Source organism: Pseudomonas sp. HMWF006 (genome assembly GCF_003061205.1).
Lineage (GTDB): Bacteria > Pseudomonadota > Gammaproteobacteria > Pseudomonadales > Pseudomonadaceae > Aquipseudomonas > Aquipseudomonas monsensis.
The window spans coordinates 2,812-4,903 of sequence record NZ_QAIU01000647.1 but is presented as its reverse complement, the minus strand read 5'-3'; the positions used below and the strand labels follow the sequence as shown (position 1 = coordinate 4,903).

Genomic DNA, 2,092 nt, shown 5'->3' with positions numbered 1-2,092 from the left:
CGCCACCACTGATCACGCTGCTGACCGAGCCCACCACCAGCACTGCGGTAACGAGCGTGGCCACACACCAGGCGAGGAAACCGTGGGCGGTGTCGCGGAAATACACTTCGTCACCGTGCATGTTCGCCCACTTCACCCGCAGACGACCGGCGATGTAACCCCCCATGCCCGAAGCGATGATTTGCGTCGCCGCCAGCCAGACAATCGTGGAAATGCCCAGGCCCTTGGCGCTGATGCCCTCTCCGGCCCACGGTGAAACGGCAGAGAAACCCAAACCGAAACCGAGCAGCACGAGAATCATCGACAGTGCAGCGGCAGCCGCCGCACCGGCGAAAATCGCGCCCCAGGAAACGCCTGACACGCTGCTCGAGTCTTCGTAAGCAGGATAAAACCCATCTGAGGATCTATTCATTGTTGTACCGCTCCAGGCATGAAAAATAGTGTTACAACTCGTCATCAGACGAATTGCAGTGACCGTGCCAGTCGCAGAAATTAAATAAATCCTTTGGTTTCAATCAGTTATAAAAAATGAACTTCCCCGGACCATGCAACTTGCAACAAATGCCCGAGAACAGCGGGTTTTATGCATTGGCGGCGAGGCACGTTATTTGCGCTTGTAGCTTTTGTTACCACTGGGCGTCAGGCAATACACGCCTCCGCGCGGCCCCGTGCAAAACGAGCCTGTGCCGCAGGCACAGCCATCGTCGCTCTGGAGAAAGTTTTGCGGGCGCGCCTGCTGGCGTTCGCCGAACAGGGCGGCACAGCTTTTCTTCGAGCCGCTGATAGAGCCGTCATTGCACAGGAACAGGTCGCCGTCGCAACGATCAATTCCGCCCTTCTTCCCGGAACAAGGGGTATTGGCGGCGATCGCCGAAGCACTCAACAGCGTCAGCACCAACCCGGTTATTGGCATCCAGCCACGGCGAATCAACGTACGCACCGAAACCACTCCTTATTGAGATTGTGGCCAGATGATATCAACGTTCAGGAAAATATTTCCCCAAGCCCGCTCAATGGCAGCTACAACATGAAAGTTAATTTAAAGCGTCACGGAAATTTCTTGGCAAAATGCAGCCATTCCGTTGAACCGATCAAGGCCAGCCCTATGACGCGTATTTTGACCATCGAAGACGACGCCGTGACCGCCCGGGAAATCGTCGCCGAATTGAGCAGCCACGGGCTCGACGTCGACTGGGTCGACAATGGCCGCGAAGGCCTCGACCGGGCGGTGAGCGGCAATTACGACCTGATCACTCTCGACCGCATGTTGCCCGAACTGGATGGCCTGGCCATCGTCACCACCCTGCGCACCATGGGCGTGGCCACGCCGATCCTGATGATCAGCGCCCTGTCCGATGTCGACGAGCGCGTGCGCGGCCTGCGTGCCGGTGGCGATGACTACCTGACCAAACCGTTCGCCACCGACGAGATGGCGGCGCGGGTCGAAGTGTTGTTGCGCCGGCAGAACAGCGGCGCCACCCAGGCGACGACCTTGCAGGTCGCGGATCTGCAGCTGGACTTGATCAGCCACGAAGCGCGTCGCGCCGAACAAGTCCTGACGCTGTTGCCGACCGAATACAAACTGCTGGAATTCCTGATGCGCAACAGCGGCCAGATCCTTTCGCGCATGATGATTTTCGAAGAGGTCTGGGGTTATCACTTCGACCCGGGCACCAACCTGATCGACGTACACATCGGCCGTCTGCGCAAGAAAATCGACGCGGCCGGCAACGTTCCGCTGATCCGCACGGTACGGGGCTCGGGTTATGTCATTGCCGAACCCGTCTGACGGCTGGCGCTCCTCCAGCAGCCGTTTGCTGGCGCTGTACAGTTCGCTGTTTGTGGCATGGAGCGCGATCCTCATGGGGGTCATGTATTTCGAGGTGTCCGGCTACCTCGACAACCTCGCCAAACATTCGCTGATGCAGCGTCAGCACCTGTTTTCGCACTTTCGTGGCGAGCAACTGGAAGAAGCCCTCGCCGCGAGCATGACCTTCGACATCCGCGGCATCGACGCCTATGGCCTGTTCGATGCCGAAGGCACCTACCTCGGTGGCGCACTGCAACGGATCCCCGAAGGCCTGCCGCTGGA

Annotated in this window: 2 protein-coding genes and 2 pseudogenes; 2 read left to right on the top strand and 2 right to left on the bottom strand. The window is 58.9% G+C overall.

What is annotated here, in order from left to right:
- Together DBR24_RS29875 and DBR24_RS29870 are read right to left on the bottom strand one after the other, a co-directional pair.
- Positions 1-412, bottom strand: a pseudogene (locus tag DBR24_RS29875) (hypothetical protein); the annotation flags it as partial.
- A gap of 192 nt (positions 413-604) precedes the next feature.
- A complete protein-coding gene (locus DBR24_RS29870; protein ID WP_123462572.1) occupies positions 605-940 on the bottom strand; it encodes a hypothetical protein in 336 nt (111 codons plus the stop codon).
- A 165-nt stretch (positions 941-1,105) separates the two neighbouring features.
- Between DBR24_RS29870 and DBR24_RS29865 the strand changes: the two genes are divergently transcribed.
- Positions 1,106-1,789 carry a response regulator transcription factor gene (locus DBR24_RS29865; protein WP_042559723.1) on the top strand — a complete coding sequence of 228 codons (684 nt, stop codon included), beginning with the start codon at positions 1,106-1,108 and terminating at the stop codon, positions 1,787-1,789.
- Positions 1,767-2,092 (top strand): annotated as a pseudogene (locus DBR24_RS34480) (two-component sensor histidine kinase); the annotation flags it as partial. The gene DBR24_RS29865 and the pseudogene DBR24_RS34480, both read left to right, overlap by 23 nt.